Here is a 20,022-nt window from a genome sequence, read left to right on the forward strand (position 1 = left end):
GGTTACTCCGATTCCGGGGACAGGGCCTGGACGACGCGGGACGGGCTGGGACGGCCGAGGTGCCCGGCCATCCAGCGGCTGGTGGCGGCGAGCGCGCCGAGGTCGACGCCCGTCTCGATGCCGAGGCCGTGCAGCATCCAGACGAGGTCCTCGGTGGGCAGGTTGCCGGTGGCGCTCTCGGCGTACGGGCAGCCGCCGAGGCCGCCCGCGGAGGCGTCCACGACGGTGACGCCGGCCTGCAGCGCGGCGAGTGTGTTGGCGAGGGCCTGCCCGTAGGTGTCGTGGAAGTGGACGGCGAGCCGCTCGGTGCCGATGCCCGCCGCGCCGAGCGCCTCGATCAGGGCGGTGACCTGGCCGGGCGTGCCGACGCCGATGGTGTCGCCGAGGCTGAGCTGGGAGCAGCCCATGTCCATCATCCGGGACGCCACGGACACCACCTGGGAGATGGGCACGTCGCCCTCCCACGGGTCGCCGCACACCATCGAGACGTAGGCGCGCACCCAGAGGCCCTCGGCGCGCGCGCGTTCCACGACCGGGGCGAACATCGCGAGGGACTCGTCCACCGTGCGGTTCAGGTTGCGGCGGGCGAACGTCTCCGTCGCGCTGCCGAAGATGGCGATCTCGGTGACGCCGTTGCTGAGCGCCCGTTCGAGGCCCCGCTCGTTCGGGACGAGGACGGGATAGCGCAACCGCGGCGAGCGCGGCAGGATCTCCAGGAGCTGCTCGGCGTCGGCGAGCTGCGGCACCCACTTCGGATGGACGAAGCTGGTGGTCTCGATCGTGCGCAGCCCGGCGTCCGCCAGCCGCGTCACGAACTCGGACTTGACGTCGACCGGGACGACCGCCTTCTCGTTCTGCAGCCCGTCCCGGGGCCCGACCTCGTAGATCGTGACCCGCTCGGGCAGTCCGGCGAGGGGTGTGCTCATCGGGCCTCCTCGATCACGGCCAGCACCGCGTCCAGCGCCACCTGCGCGCCCGCGCGGACCGGCAGCTTCGCCACGACGCCGGCGAGCGGCGCGGTGACGGTGTGCTCCATCTTCATCGCCTCGACGACCACGAGCGGCTGCCCGGCCTCGACCCGGTCGCCCTCGGCCGCCTTCACGGCGAGGACCGTCCCCGGCATCGGGCTGCGCAGCACCCCGTCGCCGGCGGCGGCCGCGGCGGCGCCGCCCTCGGCGCGGACGTGCTCGCTCAGCGCCCACGCGTGCCCGTCCCGGCCGAGCCACAGCGTGCCGCCGTCCCGGGCGGCCTCGAACGAGGTCGTCCTTCCACCGTAGGTCAGGATGAACGGGCCGGTCAGCGACGCGCCGACCGGCTCCGCGCCGCCGACCGCGACGCGGGCGGACGCGGCGCGGCCCTGCACGCGGACCTCCACCGGCTCCCCGCCGGACGGGGTGATGATCCACGGCGCCCACGCGTGCGCGCCGGGCCGCCAGCCGTCCGGGATGTCCCACGGGTCCCCGGTGCCGTCCGCGCCGGACTCCAGGGCGCGCATCCGCTCCAGCGCGGCGGCGGCCAGCACCTCCGGCGGCACGGAGGCGCCCGCGACCAGGTCGTCCAGGGCCCGCTCGACGAGCCCGGTGTCGAGGTCGCCGGAGACCACCGACGGGTGCCGCAGCAGCGCCCGCAGGAACGCCACGTTCGTCGGGACGCCCAGCAAGGTGTACGAGGCGAGCGCCCGGTCGAGCCGGTGCAGGGCCTCGGCGCGGTCGGCGCCGTGCACGATCACCTTGGCGAGCATCGGGTCGTAGGAGCCGCCGACCTCGGTGCCGGCGTCGAGCCCGGAGTCGACGCGGGCGCCCTCGGGCTCGCGGAGCGCCAGCACGCGCCCGCCGGTCGGCAGGAAGCCGCGCGCCGGGTCCTCGGCGTAGACGCGGGCCTCGATGGAGTGGCCGTCCAGCGCCACCTCGTCCTGCGTGAACGGCAGCGGCTCGCCGCACGCGACCCGGAGCTGGAGCTCCACCAGGTCCAGGCCCGTCACCAGCTCGGTGACCGGGTGCTCGACCTGGAGCCGGGTGTTCATCTCCATGAAGAAGAACTCGTCGGGGCGGTCGGCGGAGACGATGTACTCGACCGTCCCGGCGCCCACGTATCCGACGGCCTGCGCGGCGGCGACGGCGGCGGCGCCCATCCGCGCGCGGGACGCCTCGTCCAGCAGCGGCGACGGCGCCTCCTCGATGATCTTCTGGTGCCGACGCTGCAGGCTGCACTCGCGCTCGCCGAGGTGGACGGCGCCGCCGTGCGCGTCTGCGAAGACCTGGATCTCGATGTGCCGCGGGTTCGCCACGAACCGCTCGGCGAGCAGCGTGTCGTCGCCGAACGAGCCGCGCGCCTCGCGGCGGGCGGACGCGATCGCCTCCGGCAGGTCCGCCGCGTCCCGGACGAGCCGCATGCCCTTGCCGCCGCCGCCCGCGGACGGCTTGAGCAGCACCGGCAGCCCGACCTCCAGCGCGGCGGCCTCCAGCTCGGCGTCCGAGAGGCCGGGCTCGTCCCGGCCCGGCACGACCGGGACCCCGGCGGCCGCGACCGTCCGCTTCGCGCGGATCTTGTCGCCCATCGCCTCGATCGCCGCGGCGGGCGGGCCGATGAACACCAGCCCCGCCTCGCCGCACGCCCGCGCGAACGCCGTGTTCTCGGCGAGGAACCCGTACCCCGGGTGGACGGCCGACGCCCCGGAGTCCCGGGCCGCCGCGATCACGGCGTCGATGTCCAGGTACGACGGGATGCGCAGGGCCTCGTCCGCCTCGCGCACGTGGCGGGCCCCGGCGTCGGCGTCGGTGTGCACCGCCACCGAGCGGACGCCGAGCCGCCGCAGGGTCCGGAACACGCGGACGGCGATCTCCCCGCGGTTGGCGACCAGGACGCTGTCGAACATCAACACCCTCACATCCGGAAGACGCCGTAGCCGACCGGCTCCAGCGGTGCGTTGGCGGCCACCGACAGCCCGAGCCCGAGGACGCGCCGGGTGTCGAGCGGGTCGATCACCCCGTCGTCCCACAGCCGCGCCGTCGAGTAGTACGGGTTGCCCTGCGCCTCGTACTGCTCGCGGATCGGCGCCTTGAACCCCTCCTCGTCCGCGGCGGGCCACTCCTCGCCGCGCGCCTCCAACTGGTCGCGGCGGACGGTCGCGAGGACGCTCGCGGCCTGCTCCCCGCCCATGACCGAGATGCGGGCGTTCGGCCACATCCACAGGAAGCGCGGCGAGTAGGCCCGGCCGCACATCGCGTAGTTCCCGGCGCCGAACGAGCCGCCGATCACGACGGTGAACTTGGGGACGCGGGCGCACGCGACGGCGGTGACCATCTTCGCGCCGTGCTTGGCGATGCCGCTCGCCTCGTACTCGCGCCCGACCATGAACCCGGTGATGTTCTGCAGGAACACGAGCGGGACGCTGCGCCGGTCGCACAGCTCGATGAAGTGCGCGCCCTTCTGCGCGGACTCGCCGAACAGGATGCCGTTGTTCGCGACGATCCCGACCGGGTGCCCGTGGATGCGCGCGAACCCGGTGACGAGCGTGGCGCCGTACTCCTTCTTGAACTCCTGGAAGCGGCTGCCGTCCACGATCCGGGCGATGACCTCGCGCACGTCGTAGGGGGTGCGCGAGTCGGGCGGGACGATCCCGTACAGCTCGGACGGGTCGGCGGCGGGCTCCTCCGCGGGCGCGACGTCCCACGGGCGCGGCTCGCGCGGGCCCAGCGTGGAGACGATGTCGCGGACGATCCGCAGCGCGTGGGCGTCGTCCTCGGCGAGATGGTCGGTCACGCCGGACGTGCGGGAGTGCAGCTCGCCGCCGCCGAGCTCCTCGGCGGTGACGACCTCGCCGGTCGCGGCCTTCACCAGCGGCGGCCCGCCGAGGAAGATCGTCCCCTGGCCGCGCACGATGACGGCCTCGTCGCTCATCGCCGGGACGTAGGCGCCGCCCGCCGTGCACGACCCCAGCACCGCCGCGATCTGCGGGATGCCCCGCCCGGACATCGTCGCCTGGTTGTAGAAGATGCGGCCGAAGTGCTCGCGGTCGGGGAAGACCTCGTCCTGCCGGGGCAGGAACGCGCCGCCCGAGTCGACCAGGTAGAGGCACGGCAGCCGGTTGTGCAGCGCCACCTCCTGCGCCCGCAGGTGCTTCTTCACGGTGACGGGGTAGTACGTGCCGCCCTTGACGGTGGCGTCGTTGGCGACGATCACGCACTCGCGGCCGGACACCCGGCCGACGCCGGTGATGATCCCGGCGCCGGGCGCCTCGTCGCCGTACATGCCGTGCGCGGCCAGCGGCGACAGTTCCAGGAAGGGCGAGCCGGGGTCGAGCAGCGTGTCGACCCGGTCGCGGGGGAGCAGCTTGCCGCGCGCGACATGCCGTTCGCGGGCCCGCTCCGGACCGCCGCGCCCGGCCGCGTCGACGCGCTCGCGCAGCTCGGCGACCAGGGCCTCGTTGTGCGCCGTGTTGGCCTTGAACGCCTCGCCCGCCACGTCGGCGCGGGAGTCGATCTCGGGACCGCCCATGCCTCCCCTTCCCGGTTAACGTTCATTAACAATGCCGATGTTAACGGCCATTAACAACACTAGTCTAGACTGCCCGCATGACCTCCGCACGGACCGAGGCGCCGGCCGGACCGCCGAACCCGCGCCGGGCCGAGATCCTCGGCGCCGCCGCCGAACTGTTCGCGCGGCGCGGCTACCACGGGGTGTCGATCGGCGACCTCGGCCGCGCCGTCGGGCTCACCGGCCCCGCCCTCTACCGGCACTTCAGCGGCAAGGAGGCCGTCCTCGCCGAGATGCTCCTCGACATCAGCGAGCGGCTGCTCGCCGAGGGCGTCCGGCGCGCCGCGGATCCCGACCCGGCGCGGGCCCTCGACGCGCTGCTGCGCTGGCACATCGCGTTCGCGCTCGACAACCCCGCGCTGATCACCGTGCACGAGCGGGAGCTCGACAACGTGCCCGAGCCGCAGCGGCACCGCGTCCGCCGCCTCCAGCGCGCCTACGTCGAGGAATGGGTCGCCGTCCTGCGCCGCATGGACCCGTGCCGGCCCGACGACCGGACGCGCGCGGCCGTGCACGCCTGCTTCGGCCTGCTCAACTCCACCCCGCGCAGCGCCGCCGGGCTCGACCGCGACGCGATGGGCGACCTGCTGCACGCGATGGCCCGCGCCGCCCTCGGCGGCCTCCGCTAGCCGGGTCCGCCGGGCTCAGCAGGACGCGGTGCGGCCGTCCAGGGACCGCCCGACCGCCTCGGCGAACGCCTCGGGGTCCGTGCCCGCCCGGTCGAAGATCTTCTGGACGCAGCCCCGGAACGTGCCGGTGAACGTGCTGTAGTGCGGGGTCACCGGGCGCGGCTCGGCCCGGCCCAGCGCGGTCACCACCGCCCGCGCCAGCCCGGTGAGCTGCGCCTCGTCCGGCACCTCGGTCTCGCCCGGCCCGACCGGCTGGCCGGTGAGGGACGAGCAGGCCCGCACCTTCACGTCGGCGGGGGAGTGCCGGCCGGGCGACAGGCCGAGCGCCGAGTAGCGGCCCGGCGCGAACCCGCCGCAGGAGAACAGCAGCCGCTGGCTGCCCGTCCCGCTCAGGAACTCCACGAGGTCGGCGGCGTCGCCGGGGTTCGGGGAGCGCTCGGACACGGCGAGGTTCTGCCCGCCGAGGACGGTGCGTCCCGGCAGCGCCGCCACCCCGAACCGCAGCCGCGCGCCGTCCCGCATCCGGGGCTCGGACGCGAGCGCCGAGAACGCGTACGGCCAGTTGCGCATGAGCTTCGCCCCGGACGCGAACGCCTCGATGCTCTGCAGCTCCCCGTACCCGCGCGACGCCGCCAGCGCCCCGTGCACGCGCGGCACCAGCCGGGCGAGCGCCGGATACACCTTCGTCTTCAGCTCCTCCTCGCTCGGGCGGTCGGTGCCGGTGAGCCGTCCGCCGCCGCCGCCGTCGTTCCACACGGCCTCCAGCGCGTTCACCGTCAGGCCCTCGTAGTCGGCGAGCTGCATCGCGACGCCGGACGACAGCAGCCCCGGCCACGCGGTCGGCGGCGACACGCCCTCCCAGTAGTAGAGGAGGCCCACGTCCACGTTGAAGGGGACGGCGTACAGCTCGCCGTCCCACTCGCCCGTGCGCAGCGCGGCCGGGAAGAAGTCGTCGAGCCCGTCGATGCCGTCGAGCGGCCGCAGGTAGCCGGCGTCGGCGAACTGCGCCGTCCACGTGTTGTCCATGATCAGGACGTCGTAGGCGCAGCTGCCGGACTCCTGCACCGCCTTGATCTGGCTGTGCTGCAGGTCGGTGGACTCCGCCGCCTCGACCAGCGTGGCGTGCGGATGGGGGCGGCCGTCCGGGTAGCGGCCCTCGTTCCACTGCCGGATCAGGGCCCGCCGCTGGTTCTTCAGGCTGACGTCCGTGCCGCCCACGACGAACAGCTCCGACCTGTCGCAGTCGGCCGCCATGCCCGAGTACGACGCGCCCGGCCACAGGACGACGAGCAGCCACGCCACCAGCACCAGCGCCGCCCCGGCCGCGGCGCTCACCCGCGCGCGGCGGCCTCTCGGGAGAAGGCGGGGGCGTCTCATCGCAGCTCCGACAGCAGCTCGGCGGCCTGCTCGGCCTCGGGCGAACCGGTCAGCGACACGCATCCGCGCCCGTCCTTCGGGCCGAGCGCCGCCACGATCTCCCGCACAGGGGACGAGCCGCACGTCGCCGGTCCCGTCAGCACCACCGTCAGCCGCAGCCCCGGATGCCGCCCGCGGAACTCACCTGACAGCCAGCCGACCCGCGACCCGAGCCCCGGGTTGGTCGCGGCGGACTGCCCGTCGGTGACGAGGACGAGGTTCTGCCGCCCGGGCCCGAGGTCGGCCGCCGCGATCGCGTCGCTGAGCGGCTGGTCGGCGCCGCTGGACGCGACCGCCTGCAGCCTGCTCGTGATCGCGCTCTTCTGCTCCGGGGACGCCGCGTCCTGCGGGACGTTGCCGAAGGTGTCCGCCGCGCTCGGCGACGCCGTGGCCGACGACACCTGCAGGCCCGCGCGGTCGTTGCTCTGCAGTTGCGCCACCAGGCTGCGCAGGAACGACGTCCCGCGCACGAGCCGCGAACCGCCGCGCGCCTGCGCCGCGCCGCCCATCGACCCGGACACGTCCAGCAGCAGCGACACCGACGTCCGGGGGCGGGCCGCGCCGATGCGGTCGAGGGTGTCCTGGACGCCCGCCGGCGACTCCAGCCCCACCACTGTCGGCATCACCCTGGTGCCGACGAGGCCCTGCAGCCGCGACAGGTAGTAGTGCCGGGTGTCGCCCTCGCGCGCGGGCGGGATGACGCCGCGGTCGTCGCGGAGGCCCTGCCGGGTCAGCGGGTTGCGGTCGAGCCAGCGGCGGAACGCGGTGACCGCCGCGTCCCGCTCCCGCGTGTCCTGGCCGCGCCACTTCACCTGGACGAACGGGTGGTCCAGCGTCGGCAGGCCGGTCGCGTAGTAGGGGTGCAGGCGCCACCGCGCGAACGCGGCGGCGTCCGGGTCGGCCGCGCCGCAGCGGTCGCCGAGCGGCCGGCCCATGTCGTAGTCGTGCAGCGCCTGCTCGGGCACGGCGACGGCGACGTCGTCGGGCGGGGCGGAGTCCTGCGCGGCGGCGCGCTCCCGGAACCGGCACAGCAGCGACACCGCGTCCGGCGCCACCAGGTCGGCGGGCTCGGCGAACCGCTCGTCCGCGGCGTCGGAGCCGGGCGCCCCGTCGTACAACGCGGGCGTGACGGCGAGCGCCGCCGCCGACGTCTCCGGGACGGGCCGCGCGATCGCGCGCAGCCGCACCCCCGCGTCCGCGACCCGGCGCAGCAGCGCCGCCGTGCTCGGCGCGATCGGCGCCGCGATCGGGTCGGCGACGGACTCGTGCGCCCGGGTGAACAGCGCCAGCACCAGCGGGGACGTCCCGACCGAGCCGCGCACCCGGAACACCGGGTCGGCCTTGCCGGCCGGCGCGCCCGGCCCCGCCCCGGCCGCGCCGACCTGGCCCGGGCCCTTCGGGACGAAGTCGTACTCGGCCGTGGACGACGGGATCCAGATGTCGGGCTGCGGGCCGAACAGCTGCTGGGCGTCGGAGTGGCCGGCGTCCGCCGCCGCGCTGCGCCGCCACAGCAGCCGGAACCCGTCGTACAGCGGGACGGGCCCGGCCTCGGGGACGACGGTGACGCTGTACTCGCGGCAGCCGCGGTCCTCGCTGTCGTTCACGAACTCGGCCGCGGCGGCCCGCAGCGGCGTGAGCGTCTCGGGGGCGGTCAGCACCCGCAGGTCGAGCGGCTGCCCGCACGCGCTCGCGCGGTCGCGGAGCACCTGGACGCCGGTGCCGGCGAGCAGGAGCGCGGCCATCGCGGCGGCGCCCGCGAGGCCCCATCCGAGCGTCGCGCCGCCCCCGCGCAGCACGCGCCCGACCCGCTCCAGGACGGCGTGCGCGGTCGCGGGGTAGAAGACGAGCAGCACGGCCGTCAGCACCGCGACGACCAGCAGGGTGACGACCGCGTTCAGCCAGAAGACGCCGTGCACGAGCGTCACCCCGATGCTGACGATGACGGTGGAGCAGAGGTCGAGGAACATGACCTGCAGGAACCTGCGGAGCCAGGGGGGAAGGCCGTCCTGGCGCCCCGGCGGACGCGACCGGCCGCCGTCGCCGCTCGGTCCCGTCATGCACGCCCCATCGCCGTGTAGGTCTCGGTTCTCGGCCCCCCGGCACTGACCCATCATGATACGTAGCCGGACGGTCGCGGTCAGGAAAGCGGGCTGACCGGGGCCGGTCGATCTCCGTCGCCGCGCCGCGCCGCGTCCTCTTGACGGGTCGCCAGCAAGACGGGTCAGATGGACCGAGCCAGACCCCGCACTGAGGAGAGCCGTATGGGCGTCGAAGGTGTCGGCTTCTACCAGATCGCACAGAACGACCCGGACCGCCCGGCCGTGCTGGCCCCGGGCGAACCGGTGACCTACGGCGAACTCCACGCCGAGGTGAACCGCCTGTCCCACGCGCTCGCGAGCATCGGGTTGAGCCCCGGCGACGCGCTCGCGACGGTCCTGAGCAACCGGCGCGAGTTCCTCACCGTGATGCTGGCCGCGATGCAGTCGGGGCTCTACCTCGTCCCCGTGAGCCGCCACCTCACCGCGCCCGAGATCGGCTACATCCTCGGCGACTCCGGCGCCAAGGCCGTCATCACCGAGGGCGAGTTCGCCGCCGCCGTGTCCGGCGCGGCCGACGAGGCGGGCGTCCCGGCGGAGGGGCGGGTGAGCGCCGACCCCGCCGCGGGCTACCGCGCGATGGCCGAGCTGTGCGCCGCGCACAGCGCCGACCCGCCGGCCAAGCGCCAGATGGGCTCGGTGATGCTCTACACGTCCGGGACGACCGGACGGCCCAAGGGCGTGCGGCGCCCGCTGATGGACATCCCGCCCGAAGTGCTGTTCGAGGTCATGAAGCAGACGCTGATGCGGCACCTGAGCCTCGAACCCGGCGACGACGAGGTCCACCTCGCCATCGGCCCGCTGTACCACTCGGCGCCCTGCGTCCACGCGCTGATGTCGCTCAGCCTCGGCCACGCCGTCGTCATCTCCGCCCGCTTCGGGCCCGAGGAGACCCTCGACCTCATCCAGCGGTACCGGGTCACCAACTCCCTGATGGTGCCGACCATGTTCCACCGCATGCTCGGACTGCCCGAGGACGTCCGGGCCAGGTACGACGTGTCGTCGCTGCGGCAGGTCTTCCACACCGCCGCGCCGATCCCCAAGGAGACCAAGCAGCGGATGATGGACTGGTGGGGGCCCGTCCTCTACGAGTACTACGGCTCCACCGAGAGCGGGCCCGTCGTCGTCGCCGCGCCGCACGAGTGGCTCGCCCACCCCGGGACGGTCGGGCGCGCGGTCGAGGGCGTCCAGATCAAGATCCTGGACCCGGAGGGCGCCGAGCTGCCGCCCGGCGAGACCGGCCTGATCTACGCGAGCGGGCAGCCCGGCTTCGAGTACCACGACGACCCGGACAAGACCGCCGCCGCGATGCGCGGCGACTTCTACACGCCCGGCGACCTCGGCCACCTGGACGAGGACGGCTGGCTCTACATGAGCGACCGCCGCACCGACCTCATCATCTCCGGCGGCGTCAACATCTACCCGGCGGAGATCGAGTCCGTGCTGCTCCAGCACCCGGCCGTCGGGGACGCCGTCGTCATCGGCGTTCCCGACGACGACTGGGGGCAGCTCGCCGTCGCGCTCGTCGAGCCCGCCGAGGGCGCGGAGGCGGGCGACGCGCTGGCCGCCGACCTGCTCGCGTTCTGCGCGCCGCGGCTGGCGAAGCTGAAGCACCCCCGGCGGATCGAGTTCCGCCCGGCGCTGCCGCGCACCCCGTCCGGCAAGCTCAGCCGGCGTCGCGTCCGCGAGGACTACCTGGGCGGACGGGAGGGCTGACGGCGGCGGGGCGCGCCGCCCGCGACTCGCCGCCGGAAACGTCGAACGCGTCCGCGCGCCCGTGCGTACAACGGCACATGGAAGACCAGAAGGTCGCCCCGCTGGACGACGTCGCCCCGACTCCCGCCGCCCCGACGAAGACCGACCTTCCCGTCGTCACCGACCCGGCCGCGTACGCCGCGGAGGAGGCGCCGGCCGGCGCCGGCCCCGGCGAGCCCGCGGCCGCCGATGCCGACCGCGCCGGGATCGCACGCCTCGGTGACCCGGTCGCGGTCTGGCCGTGCGCCGGCTGCGGACGGCCCGTGCCGCAGCCGGTGCGCGGCGCCCGCACGGTCCGCTTCTGCCAGGACCGCGACGGCGCGTGCGAGCGGGCCGCGCGGGAGAGCCGCGAGCGGGCGCTGGAGTCCCCGGGGCTCACCGGGCAGGTCGCCTGGGCGTGGGAGATGGTCGACCGGCTGGAGGGCGCCGCCGACCGGCTCGCCGGCTCGCTGATGGCGGAGCTGAGCGTCGCCGGGGTCGAGCGGCGGGTCGCCGACGCCCGCGCCGACGCCGCCGGGCAGGTCGCCATCGCGCAGCGGGAGCGGGACGCCTCCCAGCGGCAGGCCGAGCTGGCGTGGCGGGAGACCGCCGCCGCGCGCGCCCGCGCGGAGGCCGCCGAGCGGGAGGCCGCGGCCGCCCGCGCCGAGGCCGAGCGGCTGACCGCCGAGCGCGACACCGCCCGGCAGGAGGCGGCGGACGCGCGGGACGAGGCCGACGGCGCGGCCGCGGCCCGGCTCGCCGCCGAGCGCGAGCGCGACCGGATGGCGTCCCGCGAGGGGGAGCTGCTCGCCTCGCTGGAGAGCGCCCGCTCCGAACTCGTCGCCCTGCACGGCCGGGTGTCGGAGGCCGAGACGCTCCTGGAGGGGCGGCGCGTCGAGTCGGCCGCCGCCGAGCGCGCCGCCGAGGACCTGCGCTCCGCCGTCCGCGACGCCGAGGCCAAGCGCGGGCAGGCCGTCGCCGACCGCGACCAGATCCAGGCGCGCGGCCGGGAGCTGGAGCGCCACAACTGGCAGCTGACCCGTGCCGCCGAGGAGCTGCGCGCGGCGGTGCGGGCGCTGACCGCCGAGCGCGACGCCGCGCGGTCCGAGGCCGACCGTGCCCGCCGCCGCGTCGACGCGCTCACCGCGCTCGCCGACCGCCAGGACACCGGCCCCCGCCCGGTGGCCGACCCGGAGCCGCTGACCGGGCTGCACCCGCTGCCGCCGGTGAACGGGACGCGGACCGGGTCGCTGCTGGACGGCGGCGACCCGCTCGCCACCGGCCCCCGCACCGGACCGCTGAACGGGCACCACAACGGCCACCGCAACGGACATGCCAACGGGCACGCTAACGGACATCGCCTTCCCCACGCCGGCTGACGGTCACGCCGGCGGAGCGACGCACAGGTAGGAGGTGAGGCGCAACTCCCATACTGCACTGGCCCTGAATCCGGCCGCCGTACCGCACCGGGGTGGTACGGCGGCCGGGTGCTAGCCGCGGGTCTCCAGGTAGCGGGTGTAGTCGACAGCCCCGGCGTGGACGGCGGCGTGCACGGCGCGGGCGATCCGCGCGCCCCACGTCGAGCGGGGCCCGGCGAAGACCTCTTCCGCCGCGCCGCCGGACGCGGCCGCCACGCAGACGGCGTCGGACGCGGTGCCCGTGCACGGGAAGCCCGCCTCCAGGAGCGCCTGCGTCTTCGCCTCCGTCGCGGTGACGACCGCGTTCACCAGCGCCGCGTCGCTCAGCGGGACGGGCACGGCGACGACGATGTTGATGGTGCCGGGCGTCCGGGCCGACCGGGGCGTCCCGTCGAGCGGCGCCAGCTCGGGGTCGGGGGTCCCGGCGGGGGAGGCCGCCCAGGTCGGGACGCGCAGCCCCACGGTCGCCGACACGCGCACGCCCGCGTCGTCCCGCCGCATCGTGCGGGCGACGGACGCGGCCGTCAGCATCCCGACGCCCGCCCCCTCCAGCCCGTACAGCGCGGCCAGCTCCGTCAGGTGCGCGACGGGGTCGGTGCGCGAGTAGGCGCCCGGGACCTGCGCGTTCAGCACCCATCCGGCGGGGCCGATGCCGCCGCCGAGCATCGCCGACGAGATCATCCGGTGGCCGGGCCCGGCCCGCCACACCGTCGCGGCGAGGCGCTTGCCGTCCTCCTCGCGCCACACGGTCTCCAGGTTCACGGCCGCTCCAGCGCCAGCATCGGCCGCCCGCCCGGACCGGGGGCGACATGGACCCGCGCGCCGAAGTGCTCCTCGACGACCGCGCGGGTGAGGACCTCCTCCGGCGTGCCCGCCGCCGCGACCCGCCCCTCGGAGATGAGGACGAGCGCGTCGGCGTACTGCCCGGCGAGGGTCAGGTCGTGGATCGTCGTCACCACGGTCAGCCCGTCGGCGAGCCGCAGCCGGTCGACCAGCTCCAGCACCTGCTGCTGGTGGCCGATGTCGAGCGCGGTCGTCGGCTCGTCCAGCAGGAGTACCGACGTCTGCTGCGCCAGCGCGCGCGCCAGCACCACCCGCTGCCTCTCGCCGCCGGACAGGTGGTCCAGAGTGCGGGTGGCGAAGGCGGTGAGGTCGAGCCGTTCGAGGACCTCCTCGGTGATGGCCCGGTCGCGCGCGCTCTCCCGGCCGAGATGCGGGATGTAGGGGGAGCGTCCGAGCAGGGTGTAGTCGAACACCGTCATCCCCACGGGGAGGTGCGGGTTCTGCGCGGCGTAGGCGACCGTCCGGGCCCGCTGCCGCGGCTTGAGCCGCTGGAGGTCCTCGCCCGCCACCGTGATCTCGCCGCGCGAGGCCACCAGGCCGAGGACCGCGCGCAGCAGCGTCGACTTCCCGGCGCCGTTCGGCCCGATCACCGCCGTCCACGACCCGGCGGGGACGTCCAGCGACACGCCCTTCAGCACCGGCCGGCCGCCGAGCGACACGTCCAGGCCCCGCACCGCGACCGTCACGTCCCCACCTGCCTGCGGGACGCGCGCAGCACCGCCACGAAGAACGGGCCGCCGACGAACGCCGTCACCACGCCGAGCGACAGCTCGCCCGGGCTGATGAGGGTGCGCGCCACCAGGTCCGCGAGCTCCAGGAACGCGGCGCCGCCGAGCAGCGACAGCGGCAGCACCACCCGGTAAGAGCCGCCCGCCAGCCGCCGCACCACGTGCGGCACGACGATGCCGACGAACCCGATCAGCCCGCTCACCGCCACCGCCGACGCCGTCGCCAGCGACGCGGCGAGCAGCACGATCAGCCGGACCCGGGACGCCGACAGGCCGAGGCTCGCCGCCTCCTCGTCCCCGACGCTCAGCACGTCCAGCAGGCGGCCGTGCGCCAGCAGGACGACGGTGGACACGAGCGCGTACGGGGCGACCAGCGCGAGCTGGTGCCAGTCCGCCGAGCCGACCCCGCCGAGGATCCAGGAGAAGATCCGCTGCAGCTCCTCGGCGTTCATCTGCTGGACGAGCGTCTGCACCGCCGACAGGAACAGCGACACCGCGACGCCCGCGAGCACCAGCGTCACCGCCTCGTGGCGGCCCGCCGTCCGGCCGAGCGCGTAGGCGAGGAACACCCCGCACAGGGCGCCGGCGAAGGCGGCGAGCGGGATGCCGTAGCCGGGGTCGCCGGGGACGAGGGCGATCACCAGCGTCGCGCCGACCCCCGCGCCGGACGCCGCGCCGAGCAGGTACGGGTCGGCGAGCGGGTTGCGGAACACGCCCTGGTACCCGGCGCCGGCCATGGCGAGCATTCCGCCGACCAGCGCCGCCATCAGCGCGCGCGGCACCCGCAGCTCGAACAGGACGCTCTCGTCGATCGGCCCGAGACCGGAGTCGACGTCCACGAACGGGACCTTGTCCGCGAGCGCCTTCAGCACGCCGCTGACGGGCAGCCCCGCGGCGCCCACCAGCACCCCGGCCAGCAGCGCCGCCGCGAGCACCGCGACGGCGACCGCGAGCGGCAGCGGCCGCAGCCGGGCGGCCGGCAGGGTGCCCGGCAGGGCGCCCGCCCCGGTGCCGGGGCGGGCGCGGCGCAGACCCTTCGCGAGCGGGCCGCGCAGGCCGTTCACGGGCGGGCGTCCCCGGCCGCGGCGGTCACTGCACCTTCTGCACGGCGTCGCCGATCGCCTTGACGAACTGCGGCAGGCGCGGCCCCCAGCGGGAGGCGATGTCGTCGTCGAGCTCGACCACGTTCTTGTTCTTCACCGCGCCCAGACCGGACCAGCCGGGACGCTCGCCCAGCGCGGCGGTGTTCTGACCGCAGCACTTGGTGTCGGCCAGGAAGATGAGGTCGGGGTCCTGCTTGAGCAGGTACTCGCGGGACAGCTGCGGGTACCCGCCGGTCGCCTTGTCGGCGGCGTCGGCGACGTTCCGCAGCCCGAACATGCCGTACACCTGGCCGACGAACGTCTTGGACGTCACCGAGTGCAGCTCGTTGTCGAGCTCGTGGTAGTACGTCAGGCCCTTGCCCTTGGCGGACGCGGACGCCGCCTCGACCGTCCGCTGGATCTCCGCCCGCATGCCGTCGGTGAGCTTCTTGGCCTCGGCGGCGTGGCCGGTGGCCAGGCCGAGGTCGTTGATCTCGTCGTAGGCGTCGTCCAGCTTCGCCGCCGCGGGCTCCAGCAGGACGGGGATCTTCACCTTCTCCAGCGACTTCACGATGCCGTTCAGGTCGTCGGACACGACGACGAGGTCCGGCTTGTAGGCGATGACCGCCTCGGCGTTCGGCTTGAAGCCGGACAGCTTGGTGCGCGGCGCCTCGGCCGGGTAGTTGGAGAAGTCGCTGACCGCGACCACCTGCGGGCCGGCGCCGATGGCGAACAGCGTCTCGGTGTGGGTGGGGGACAGCGACACGATGCGCTTCGGGCGGGCGGGGACGGTCACCGCGCCGTTCGCGGCCTGCACGGTGACGGACGCCGCGCCGCCCGTCCCGTCCTTGGCGCCGTCGCCGGCGCCGCCGCAGGCGGCCGTGACCAGGGCGACACCGATCGCCATCACCGCGCCGAGGGTACGTACGGGTCTCACAGGAGCCTCCAGGCTGGGGGAAGCCGCGGCCCGCTCATGACGGATCGCCCTTCCACGAGGTCGATAGTCGTCAGCGCGCGAGGAGGCGACCTGGCTCGGCCACTCGGAGAGGGGCACCACAGTTGCGGGACAGCGCCGGGTTCACACCGGACTTCGCTCCTGGGCGCGCAGCACCGCAACGGTATCAGCCGCCGTATCCGGGTTTGTCCGGGTGGTCGGAGTGAGCACTCACTTCGGTGTTGACGGAGTGAGTACTCACTCCGTACCGTGGGCGGCATGGAGCGCGAGAACCGGCGCCGGGCGCCGGGAATGAGCCCGCGGGAGCGCCGGGAGATGATCGTGCGCACCGCGCTGCCGCTCGTCGCCGAGCACGGCACCGCCGTGACCACCGGCCAGATCGCCCGCGCCGCCGGCATCGGCGAGGCGACGATCTTCCGGGTGTTCGCCGACAAGGACGAGCTGCTGGACGCCTGCGTCGCCGAGGCGCTGCGCCCCGACCACGTCCTCGCCGAGATCGAGGCCGTCCCGCTCGACCAGCCGCTGGCCGCGCGGCTCGCCGAGGCGAGCGACGCGATCGAGGCCTACCTCGGCCGCATGGGCATGGTCGTCGGCGCCCTGCACGCCACCGGGCGCGCCGGGAACCGCCGCGTGCCGCCCCGTCCGGACGAAGGGGAGGGGGCCGCCGGGCCCGCGCCCGACCGCGACGCCTCCATGACCCGCACCCGCGACGCCATCGCCGAGCTGTTCGAGCCGGAGCGCGACCGGCTCCGCCTGCCCCCCGAGCAGCTCGCGAGCCTGTTCATGGGCATGGCCTTCACCCGCGCCCGTCCCCCCGCCGGGCCGGCGGCGTCCAGTCCGTCCATGGCGGAGTACCTGGACGTCTTCCTGCACGGCGCCCTGAAGGAGGAGACCGCCGAATGACGATCAGCCTGAACCACACGATCGTGACCGCCGCCGACAACGACGAGGCCGCCCGCTTCTTCGCCGGCGTCATGGGCCTGCCGTACACGGGCCCGCACCCGCACGCGCGGCACTTCGTCCCGATCCGGGTCAACGAGGGCCTCACCCTCGACTTCCTGACGGTCGCGCACCCGCAGGGCCACCACCTGGCCTTCGACGTGGACGCCGGCACGTTCGAGGCCGTCCTCGACCGCCTCGACGCGCGCGAGATCCCCTACGGCGACGAACCCGCGCACGCCGACAGCGGCCGCGTCGACGAGGCGCACCCGCTCGGCGGGCGCGGCCTCTACTTCTCCGACTCCAGCGGCAACCTCTACGAGCTCATCGCGCCGCCGCGGCCTTGAGGAACCGCCGGGTCCGGCCCTGCTCGTCGTCCGGCATGAACTGGGCGGCGACGAAGTCGGTGACGCCGGCCGCGGCCAGCTCCTCCAGCCTGGCGGCGACGGTGTCCTCGTCCCCGACGACGGCCAGGTCGGCGGGGCCGGCCACGCCCTCCCGGTCCATCATCGCCCGGTAGGACGGCAGGTCGCCGTACATCGCGAATGTCTGGGCGGCCTGCTCCCGCGCGCGCTCGGGGTCGCTCGTGACGCACGTGGGCAGCGCGCACACGATCCTCGGCTCGTCGCGTCCCGCCGCCTTGGCCGCCGCCGTGATGGTCGGCGCGATGTGCTCCCGGACGGTGGCGGGCCCGGTCATCCACAGCACCGTCCCGTCCGCGCGCTCCGCCGCGAGCTTCAGCATCTTCGGCCCCAGCGCCGCCAGCAGCAGCGGGACCCGCGCCTCGTTGCCGACGCTCAGCCCGATGGAGCCCTTCAGCGTCTCGCCCTCGAACGACACGTTCTCGCCGTTCAGCAACGGCACCAGCACCGACAGGTACTCGTCCATGTGCCGGACGGGACGGCCGAAGTCGTACCCGTACACGCCCTCGATGACGACCTGGTGGGACAGGCCGATGCCGAGCGTGAACCGCCCGTCCAGGGCCAGGGCCGCCGTCCGCGCCTGCTGCGCCATCACGGCCGGGTGCCGCGGATACGTCGGGACGACCGCGGTGCCGAGCTCGATGTCCGGGACGCCGCGTCCCGCCACGGACAGCGCGGTGATCGCCTCCACCCCGAAGATCTGCGAGAGCCACGCGGAGGGGAACCCGTCGTCGGCCGCGCGCCGCACGTCGTCCGCCAGCCTGCCCAGCGCGTCCGCCCCGCCCCGCTCGCTCAGCATGACCCCAATACGCACAAGGACCTCCCTAGAACTGTGTAAGGCGATCCTTACACACCGTCCGGACCGCCGTCCCGGGGCGCGTACTTCTGCGCCAGCTCCCGGTCGTTCGCCGCCCACCTGCGATGCCGGGCGGCCGACTGCAGATGCAGGTCGGCCTCCTCGGGATGCGCGGCGGCCATCCGCTCCAGCAGCGCCGCCGCCCGCTCGTGCGCGCTCGCCGAGGACGCCATCGCCTGGCACGGGTACTCGTCACCCTCGTGCCGGCCCCCGCACGCCCTCACACCGAGCGCGTGGTCTTCGCTGTCCATATCCGCCGGCCCGTGCACCGATCAACCAACCCTCCAGCCACGTTCCCCTATCTACCCAGCCACCCGGTCGTTCAGCCCCGCTCCGCGATGACGGATCATGGAGGACGTGGCAGATCCCGAACCACTCACGCTCTACACCGCGGACGGCGTGCGGATCGACGCGGGCCACCTGCGGGGCGCCGACGAGGTGTGCTTCGTCCTGGCGCACGGGTTCACCTGCTCGTGGCGGCAGCCCGCGCTGCGCCGGATCGCCGGCTCCCTTGGCCGGCACGGCGGCGTCCTCGCGTTCGACTTCCGCGGCCACGGCAGGTCCGGCGGGCACTCCACGGTCGGCGACCGCGAGATCCTCGACGTCGCCGCCGCGGTCGCGGCGGCGCGCCGCCGGGGATACCGGCGCGTCGCGGTCACCGGGTTCTCCATGGGCGGCGCGGTGGTCGTCCGCCACGCCGCGCTGCACGGCGGCGTCGACGCGGTCGTGTCGGTCAGCGCGCCCGCCCGCTGGTACTACCGCGGGACGGTGCCGATGCGGCGCGTGCACTGGGTCATCGAACGGCGCCTCGGCCGCCTGGCCGTCCGCATGGCCCGCGGCACCCGCATCGCGCCGAAGGGCTGGGACCCGGTGCCCGAGGCGCCCCACCAGCTGGCCGGACGGATCGCGCCCGTCCCCTTCCTCGTCGTCCACGGCGACGCGGACGCGTTCTTCCCGCTCGACCACGCGCACCAGCTGTACGAGGCGGCGTCCGACCCGAAGGAACTGTGGATCGAACCGGCCTTCGGCCACGCCGAGGTGGCCGCCACCCCAGACCTGATCAACCGCATCGCCAAGTGGTCGACGGACGCGGTCTCAGCCTGACTGCGCGAGCCCGTCGATGAGGTTCCGCAGCCCGAACTCGAACCGGTCGGTCAGCCCCGGGGCCAGCAAGCCGTCCGCCACCGCGACGAGATCGGGATACTGCTCCACCGGCAGCCCGGCCAGGTAGCCGCCGACCTCGGCGAGCCGCGCACCGCCGTCGGCGCCCTTGCCGAAGGCGATCTCCTGCACCGCGAAGCCGACCACGTAGAACACCAGGATCAGGTAGCCGTAGCCCGCCATCCGGTCGTCGAACCCGGAGCGCCGCAGGATGCCGAGCACCCGGTCGGCCAGCCGCAGCCCGTGCGGACCGAACGGCAGCCGCCCCGGCAGCAGCCGCGTGGCGGCCGGATGCGACAACAGCACCTGCCGGAGATCCAGCCCCAACCGGGACAGCCGCTCCTGCCAGGGGCCGCCCTCCGCGTCCGGCAACGGGCACTTTCCGATCACCGTGTCGATGAGCAGCTCGAAGAGTTCGTCCTTCCCGCGCACATGCCAGTAGAGCGACGGTGACTTGACGTTGAGCTCCGCGGCGAGCTTGCGCATGCTGAACGCGTCGAAGCCGTCCCGGTCCAGCAGTTCGAGGGCCGCCCGGACGATCTCGCCGCGATCCAGCCGCGGCGGCGCCGCCGTCTCCTGCCCGCGCGGAAATCCACCCATGCCCGCAAACCTAACACTGCAAGGGAATCCCTAACACTGCTAGATTCTCCCTATCACTGCTAGGGAGAGCCCATGATCGACCCGATCCCGTCCGCTCCGACCCGCGAAGCCCTCCGTCCGCCCACCTGGTGGCCACTGACCGCGATCGTCGCCGCGGTCTTCATGCTCATGCTGGACGCGACCGTGGTGACCGTCGCCCTGTCCCGGATGCGCGACGACCTGCACGCCGGCCTCGGCGACCTCCAATGGGTGATGAACGGCTACACGATGGCGATGGCCGCGTTCCAACTCACCGCCGGCGCGCTGGCCGACCGCTGGGGCCGCCGCCGCTCGTTCCTCACCGGCGTCGCGCTGTTCACCGCGGCGTCGCTCGCCTGCGGCCTGGCCCCGAACGCGGCCGTGCTCATCGCCATGCGCGTCGTCCAGGGACTCGCCGGCGCCCTCATGTTCGCGACGACCCTCGCCCTGATCGCCCAGTGCTACACGGGCCGCCGCCGCGGCCTGGCGTTCGGCGTACGCGGCATGGCCGCGGGCTTAGCCGTCGTGCTCGGCCCGGTCGCCGGCGGCGCGCTGGTCTCCGGACTCGGCTGGCGGTGGATCTTCCTGG

General features: G+C 74.8%; 19 protein-coding genes. 7 read left to right on the forward strand and 12 right to left on the reverse strand.

The window, feature by feature from the left end; all coding sequences use genetic code 11:
* Positions 1 to 2: 2 nt before the first annotated feature.
* Genes ETD96_RS05760 through ETD96_RS05770 form a run of 3 tightly spaced genes read right to left on the reverse strand, consistent with a single transcriptional unit; the run spans position 3 to position 4,497 of the window.
* Positions 3 to 926, reverse strand: a complete 924-nt coding sequence (locus ETD96_RS05760) for a hydroxymethylglutaryl-CoA lyase (RefSeq protein ID WP_138635181.1) — start codon at positions 924 to 926, stop codon at positions 3 to 5.
* Complete coding sequence (locus tag ETD96_RS05765) at positions 923 to 2,875, reverse strand: acetyl/propionyl/methylcrotonyl-CoA carboxylase subunit alpha (protein ID WP_138635183.1); 1,953 nt, start codon at positions 2,873 to 2,875, stop codon at positions 923 to 925. The genes ETD96_RS05760 and ETD96_RS05765 overlap by 4 nt, the downstream gene beginning before the upstream one ends.
* Positions 2,876 to 2,883: 8 nt before the next feature.
* Positions 2,884 to 4,497, reverse strand: coding sequence for a carboxyl transferase domain-containing protein (locus ETD96_RS05770; RefSeq protein ID WP_138635185.1), 1,614 nt, complete (start codon positions 4,495 to 4,497; stop codon positions 2,884 to 2,886).
* Positions 4,498 to 4,574: 77 nt separating this feature from the next.
* Between ETD96_RS05770 and ETD96_RS05775 the strand changes: the two genes are divergently transcribed.
* Positions 4,575 to 5,165, forward strand: coding sequence for an SACE_7040 family transcriptional regulator (locus tag ETD96_RS05775; RefSeq protein WP_138635188.1), 591 nt, complete (start codon positions 4,575 to 4,577; stop codon positions 5,163 to 5,165).
* Positions 5,166 to 5,180: 15 nt separating this feature from the next.
* On the opposite strand, the gene ETD96_RS05780 is transcribed toward ETD96_RS05775, so the two are convergent.
* Positions 5,181 to 6,542, reverse strand: a complete 1,362-nt coding sequence (locus ETD96_RS05780) for an extracellular solute-binding protein (RefSeq protein WP_171068875.1) — start codon at positions 6,540 to 6,542, stop codon at positions 5,181 to 5,183.
* Positions 6,539 to 8,638, reverse strand: coding sequence for a vWA domain-containing protein (locus ETD96_RS05785; protein ID WP_138635192.1), 2,100 nt, complete (start codon positions 8,636 to 8,638; stop codon positions 6,539 to 6,541). The genes ETD96_RS05780 and ETD96_RS05785 overlap by 4 nt, the downstream gene beginning before the upstream one ends.
* 204 nt (positions 8,639 to 8,842) lie before the next feature.
* On the opposite strand from ETD96_RS05785, the gene ETD96_RS05790 reads away from it, so the two are divergent.
* Positions 8,843 to 10,393 carry an AMP-binding protein gene (locus ETD96_RS05790; RefSeq protein WP_138635194.1) on the forward strand — a complete coding sequence of 517 codons (1,551 nt, stop codon included), beginning with the start codon at positions 8,843 to 8,845 and terminating at the stop codon, positions 10,391 to 10,393.
* Between the two features lie 77 nt (positions 10,394 to 10,470).
* Positions 10,471 to 11,790 (forward strand): coiled-coil domain-containing protein, encoded by a 1,320-nt coding sequence (locus ETD96_RS44435; protein WP_171068876.1) that lies wholly within the window; start codon positions 10,471 to 10,473, stop codon positions 11,788 to 11,790.
* A 111-nt stretch (positions 11,791 to 11,901) separates the two neighbouring features.
* Here the strand turns inward: ETD96_RS44435 and ETD96_RS05800 are convergent, their stop codons facing one another.
* From ETD96_RS05800 to ETD96_RS05815, 4 genes are all read right to left on the reverse strand, one after another.
* The gene (locus ETD96_RS05800) at positions 11,902 to 12,585 is read right to left on the reverse strand and encodes an adenosylcobinamide amidohydrolase (RefSeq protein ID WP_240807287.1); all 684 of its coding nucleotides are present in this window, start codon (positions 12,583 to 12,585) and stop codon (positions 11,902 to 11,904) included.
* Positions 12,586 to 12,587: 2 nt separating this feature from the next.
* A complete protein-coding gene (locus tag ETD96_RS05805; protein ID WP_138635196.1) occupies positions 12,588 to 13,358 on the reverse strand; it encodes an ABC transporter ATP-binding protein in 771 nt (256 codons plus the stop codon).
* Positions 13,355 to 14,383 carry a FecCD family ABC transporter permease gene (locus ETD96_RS05810; protein WP_138635213.1) on the reverse strand — a complete coding sequence of 343 codons (1,029 nt, stop codon included), beginning with the start codon at positions 14,381 to 14,383 and terminating at the stop codon, positions 13,355 to 13,357. Before ETD96_RS05810 ends, ETD96_RS05805 begins: the two co-directional genes overlap by 4 nt.
* Before the next feature lie 106 nt (positions 14,384 to 14,489).
* Positions 14,490 to 15,419, reverse strand: a complete 930-nt coding sequence (locus tag ETD96_RS05815; protein ID WP_240807281.1) for an ABC transporter substrate-binding protein — start codon at positions 15,417 to 15,419, stop codon at positions 14,490 to 14,492.
* Between the two features lie 276 nt (positions 15,420 to 15,695).
* Between ETD96_RS05815 and ETD96_RS05820 the strand changes: the two genes are divergently transcribed.
* Together ETD96_RS05820 and ETD96_RS05825 are read left to right on the forward strand one after the other, a co-directional pair.
* On the forward strand, positions 15,696 to 16,340 hold the full coding sequence (locus ETD96_RS05820; protein ID WP_240807283.1) for a TetR/AcrR family transcriptional regulator: 645 nt from the start codon (positions 15,696 to 15,698) through the stop codon (positions 16,338 to 16,340).
* A complete protein-coding gene (locus ETD96_RS05825) occupies positions 16,337 to 16,723 on the forward strand; it encodes a VOC family protein (protein WP_138635198.1) in 387 nt (128 codons plus the stop codon). Before ETD96_RS05820 ends, ETD96_RS05825 begins: the two co-directional genes overlap by 4 nt.
* Here ETD96_RS05825 and ETD96_RS05830 read toward each other — a convergent pair.
* The gene (locus ETD96_RS05830; protein WP_138635200.1) at positions 16,701 to 17,612 is read right to left on the reverse strand and encodes an LLM class F420-dependent oxidoreductase; all 912 of its coding nucleotides are present in this window, start codon (positions 17,610 to 17,612) and stop codon (positions 16,701 to 16,703) included. The genes ETD96_RS05825 and ETD96_RS05830 overlap by 23 nt on opposite strands.
* Positions 17,613 to 17,644: 32 nt before the next feature.
* Positions 17,645 to 17,905, reverse strand: a complete 261-nt coding sequence (locus tag ETD96_RS05835; protein ID WP_138635202.1) for a hypothetical protein — start codon at positions 17,903 to 17,905, stop codon at positions 17,645 to 17,647.
* Between the two features lie 106 nt (positions 17,906 to 18,011).
* Here ETD96_RS05835 and ETD96_RS05840 point away from each other — a divergent pair, with 106 nt between their 5' ends.
* A complete protein-coding gene (locus tag ETD96_RS05840; protein ID WP_420884734.1) occupies positions 18,012 to 18,758 on the forward strand; it encodes an alpha/beta hydrolase in 747 nt (248 codons plus the stop codon).
* Here ETD96_RS05840 and ETD96_RS05845 read toward each other — a convergent pair.
* Positions 18,750 to 19,415, reverse strand: a complete 666-nt coding sequence (locus ETD96_RS05845) for a TetR/AcrR family transcriptional regulator C-terminal domain-containing protein (RefSeq protein WP_138635205.1) — start codon at positions 19,413 to 19,415, stop codon at positions 18,750 to 18,752. The genes ETD96_RS05840 and ETD96_RS05845 overlap by 9 nt on opposite strands.
* Positions 19,416 to 19,487: 72 nt before the next feature.
* On the opposite strand from ETD96_RS05845, the gene ETD96_RS05850 reads away from it, so the two are divergent.
* Positions 19,488 to 20,022 (forward strand): MFS transporter (locus ETD96_RS05850; RefSeq protein WP_138635207.1); only part of this gene is annotated, 535 nt, incomplete at its 3' end.

Source organism: Actinomadura geliboluensis, from assembly GCF_005889745.1.
Lineage (GTDB): Bacteria > Actinomycetota > Actinomycetes > Streptosporangiales > Streptosporangiaceae > Spirillospora > Spirillospora geliboluensis.